Source organism: Clostridium sp. HV4-5-A1G (assembly GCF_900184915.1).
Classification (GTDB): domain Bacteria; phylum Bacillota; class Clostridia; order Clostridiales; family Clostridiaceae; genus Clostridium_B; species Clostridium_B aromativorans.
Window position 1 is genome coordinate 1 of record NZ_FXYI02000227.1, and the last position, 4,518, is coordinate 4,518.

Consider the following 4,518-nt stretch of genomic DNA (forward strand, 5'->3'; position numbering starts at 1 on the left):
GAACCCTGGCGTGGTTCTCAATATCTTGCCCTTCAAAGGCTTACAAGACACAGGCTTCATATAGTTGAATGCTTAACTATGAGGAAGTAAAAAAGGTGCTGCCGAGGTAATAGCTGCAGTCCCGGCAGAAGCACTTACCGCCACAGTCAGTATATAGTCTATGGTGAGGGAGGCACCTGCTATAAGCCCTGCGGTAGTCCCAAGATTGTCCTTGGCTACAACATAGGAGCCTCCTCCTGAAGGGTAGGCATCTATAGTTTGTCTATAGGAAAAAGTAAGCATAAACATTAAAAATACAATGAGCATTGAGGCGTACATCATATATTTATAAGACAACACTCCTATTGCGGGAACCAGTATCCAAAGTATTTCCTCCCCTGCATAGGCCACAGATGAAATAGCATCGCTGGACATTATGGGGAGTCCCCAGAATACACTGAATTTTTCCTTTTTTAATTCTTGAGTTTTTAAACTCTTTCCTGTTAATCCATTTAAAAAATTTCCCAATTTAAAGCCCATCCTTAACACCTCTAAAAGTAAATTTATCTCTCAACTTATTGTTTTCTGATATGATGTGTTATTATACCATCAATTAGATAAATTTTAGATTAAGATTTATCCGTATGTATAAAGATTGTATAAAGATTCTATTCTATAATAAATCTGATGAATGGTTCACATTGTTTATATGATAAATGAAACTGCCAACAATATTTCTATCAAGTTATGCACTTATGTTATAATGTTATTAAACAATATAAAAGGTGGGTTTTACATGAAATATGAAGTTCTCCATTTACTGAAAAAAAGCAGCACAACATTCTTATCTGGGCAGTTGATAAGTGAAAAGCTAGGAGTGAGCCGCACATCTGTATGGAAATACATAAAATCTTTAAAGGAGGATGGATATATAATAGATTCTTCCTCAAAAAAAGGTTATAGATTAATAAGTTCCCCGGATATACTGACTTTTGAAGAAGTCAATCCATATTTAAAAACAGACCATATAGGTAAAAAAATCCTGCACTTTGAAAGTATAAATTCAACAAACGACAAAGCAAAGGAATTATCTGAAAAGGGCGAAGATCATGGAACTGTGGTAATATCCGAAGAACAGGTAGGCGGCAAAGGCAGATTGGGTCGTTCCTGGTGCTCCCCAAAATATAAGGGAATAAGTCTGTCTATAATACTGAAGCCAAATATAAATCCCATGGAAGCTCCCAAGATAACTCAAATAGCTGCTGCTGCCATGATAGAGAGTTTAAGGGAATTTAATATAAATGCTAAAGTAAAATGGCCTAATGATATAATAATTGGAGGCAAAAAAGTCTGTGGAATTCTGACAGAAATGAGCGGTGAATTAAACAGAGTAAACTACATAATTGTAGGCATAGGTATAAACGCCAACCTGGATAAAGATGATTTTTCAGAAGATCTGCTGGATAGGGCCACTTCCCTTAAAATAGAGACAAATACCAGTATAAATAGGAAATCACTAGTAGGCATGTTTTTAAATAAATTTGAATTTTTATATACTGAATTTCAGGAAAAGAAACAAATCGAACTTTCCATAAAAATATGTAAAAATAATTCTGCTGTTATCGGTAAGAATATAAAGGTAGTTAGAAATAACAATGAAAAGTGTGCAAAGGCACTTGATCTGGACGGAGATGGGAGATTGGTGGTTCAATACAAGGATGGCTCTCTGGAAAAACTTGTATCCGGTGAAATCTCTATAAGAGGGCTAAATCAATATATTTAAATTTTGACTTATATTTTACATTTAGGTATACTATAAAATTTTATTATAGACAAAACTCAAATCATAACATATAGATATTTGTTATAAAATATACTGTCATGTATAATTATCATGAATTAAATCTAAGGATAAAATAATTTGTTAAGGGAGGTTTTATGTTATGAAAAGAGTTTTATCCATCATATTTTCTATATTATTTATTGGTGTACTAGCTGTTGGATGTTCCTCAGGTGAACAATCCTCCAATACACAAAAACAATCTACTGAAAATAAGGAACAAAAAACTCTTACTGTGGATAAAAATAAAAAAGAGGTCAAAATATCGGCACAGGTAAATGGAAAATATTTTACTGAAAATACCAGACATGGTGTAGTTTTTAAGGATGGTAAGAATGGCGAAAAATCTGTATTGAGAGGTTTTGTAAAACCAGAGGATTTTTATAATGCTCTGATCTCCATTGGTGCAAAACCTGGAAATAATCTAGAGGCAAGTGATAAAGGCAAGGGCAAAAAGGTAGAGGGATCAAAATTAAACGTATACATTACTTGGAATGGCCTTGGAAAGGAAATACCTTTCTCAGATATTATATATTCAAGTGATCCCAGACCAATGGACATAAGATTCGGCGGTAACCTGGCCCATGCTAAAAAGATGAATACGGGCTGCATATTATGCTTAGATAGTTGTCCAGTAGGTATTACCAGTAATTCTGCTTATGCATTTGGAGAATCCGATACAGTTAAATTCCACGGTAAAAAGGATGTCCTTCCAAAGGACGGCACAGATGTTACCGTTATATTCAGATTAGCAGAATAAATAGTTTTTTGGGGTACGATGTTTATACATCGTACTCTATTTATTTCATACATTTCAGGAGGTTAAAAATGAAATTTTTCAGCTTAATATACAACGGGTTTATATGGGGGCTGCTGCTCTCCATTATAGCTTTCCAAAATGAATGGCTGGAGATGAGGATCAATACGGGTATAATAATTCCAATTACAATGGCATTATGTTTTATTGTATATTTCATTAAGTCAGCAAAAAAACATCCATTATATAAAATTGGCTTTAAATTCAGCATATTTAATCTGATATCATGTGTTTTAATAACGATTTTAATAATCGGTACAGACAGATTTCAGATTCTGCCAGCTTCTATAATAAGAGAAGGAATACATTACAGCAGCTTAAGCTTTTCTACAGTAAATTTAATATTATCTATATTCTTTATAACAGGACTTTTTATTATATTTTTATCCAGCAGATCCCAAAAACACTTTAAGTATAAATAACTTATAAATGATCTTCATTTCTGCGTTTAAATTATAGTAGAAAAGCAAATTATAATATCAAATACATTGAAGGATGTGTAAATTATGCTTTTAATAAAAAACGTAGAAATATTTGATCCCAGATCTAAAGGTAAAAAAAATATATTCATATGCTTTGATAAAATAGCATATATCTCTCAAAGAATAAACATTCCGGATAAAAATTTCCCCCAGGTAGAAATACTAGACGGAACTGGATTAAAAGCTATTCCAGGACTAATCGATCTTCATATACATATAAACGGCGGTGGAGGAGAAGGGGGCTTTTACAACAGAACCCCGGAATTAGGGCTTACAAATTTCACATTAAATGGTGTTACAACCTGCGTGGGTCTTTTAGGTACAGATGGAATTACAAGAAATATGGAAGGTCTGCTGGCAAAGGCACAAGCCCTTCAGTCCGAGGGAATAAGCACATACTGCTGGACAGGATGTTACGATGTACCAACTAGGACCCTTACAGACAGTGTCCGAGGCGATATTATCACTGTGGATAAAATAATAGGGGCTGGCGAAATAGCTGTTTCCGATCATAGGGGAAGTCATCCTTCCGATGAAGATCTGATACATTTGGCCTGTGAAACCCGGGTAGGCGGACTTATTTCAGGTAAATGCGGAGTTCTTCATATGCATCTTGGAGATGGCAAAAGAGGGTTGACTCCTATATTTGATGTAATAGAAAATTCAGATATACCTTTTGAAAATCTGCTCCCTACACATCTCAATAGAAACAGTCTATTATCCAGACAGTGCATGGAATATTTAAAAATGGGCGGCTTCACTGACATAACAACAGGGATTAAAAATGAAAATGATGATGCCATCAGTTCATCTCAACTGTATCAAACGATATTAAAGGAAAATATTTCTCCATACCATGTGACCATGAGCTCTGACGCAGGAGGAAGTATGCCTTTTTTTGACAGCAGTGGAAAACTGACCAAATTAACCATAGGCATGCCTTCTACTGACATTGACTCCATAAGGGAATCCATTGAAAGAGGTCTCTCCATGGAGTTGGCCCTTATCCCTCTTACTCTTTCACCTGCCAGATTTCTTAAATTTCCCTGCAAAGGTAAAATAGCAGAGGGCTATGATGCAGACTTGGTTTTATTAGATGATAAATTAAATATTCACACCGTTATAAGCAGAGGAAAAATTATGGTTCAAAACTACAAACCAACTGCATACGGAACCTTCGAAAATAAATAAGAGGGTTGTTTTATCCCTCTTATTTATATCCTGCTTCCTTTAAAATTTTTACGGCCTTTTCACCCTTTTGAGAATTTACCAGAATCACAGGCCCTGTGCAGCCCATTCCGCTTTCAGAATATATACCTTTTCCCCATAATACCCTGCAGGCATTGTCCAGTTCCAGTATATCTATCCCCGGTATTGCATAGGTCACAACTTCCCTGGGA

4 protein-coding genes and 2 pseudogenes are annotated in these 4,518 nt (G+C 35.1%); 4 read left to right on the forward strand and 2 right to left on the reverse strand.

Annotated features, from left to right (window positions below):
• Positions 1-78 precede the first annotated feature (78 nt).
• A pseudogene (locus tag J5G60_RS16695) lies at positions 79-519 on the reverse strand (amino acid permease); the annotation flags it as partial.
• A 256-nt stretch (positions 520-775) separates the two neighbouring features.
• Between J5G60_RS16695 and J5G60_RS16700 the strand changes: the two are divergent.
• From J5G60_RS16700 to iadA, 4 genes are all read left to right on the forward strand, one after another.
• Positions 776-1,762: a biotin--[acetyl-CoA-carboxylase] ligase gene (locus J5G60_RS16700; RefSeq protein WP_150358932.1), complete on the forward strand. Its 987-nt coding sequence runs from the start codon at positions 776-778 to the stop codon at positions 1,760-1,762.
• A 160-nt stretch (positions 1,763-1,922) separates the two neighbouring features.
• Complete coding sequence (locus tag J5G60_RS16705; RefSeq protein ID WP_150358931.1) at positions 1,923-2,579, forward strand: YdjY domain-containing protein; 657 nt, start codon at positions 1,923-1,925, stop codon at positions 2,577-2,579.
• Positions 2,580-2,647: 68 nt separating this feature from the next.
• Positions 2,648-3,058, forward strand: a complete 411-nt coding sequence (locus J5G60_RS16710) for a hypothetical protein (protein WP_150358930.1) — start codon at positions 2,648-2,650, stop codon at positions 3,056-3,058.
• 84 nt (positions 3,059-3,142) lie between these two features.
• On the forward strand, positions 3,143-4,309 hold the full coding sequence (iadA, locus tag J5G60_RS16715) for a beta-aspartyl-peptidase (protein ID WP_150358929.1): 1,167 nt from the start codon (positions 3,143-3,145) through the stop codon (positions 4,307-4,309).
• Positions 4,310-4,328: 19 nt separating this feature from the next.
• On the opposite strand, the pseudogene J5G60_RS16720 reads toward iadA, so the two are convergent.
• Positions 4,329-4,518, reverse strand: a pseudogene (locus tag J5G60_RS16720) (glycine/sarcosine/betaine reductase complex component C subunit alpha); the annotation flags it as partial.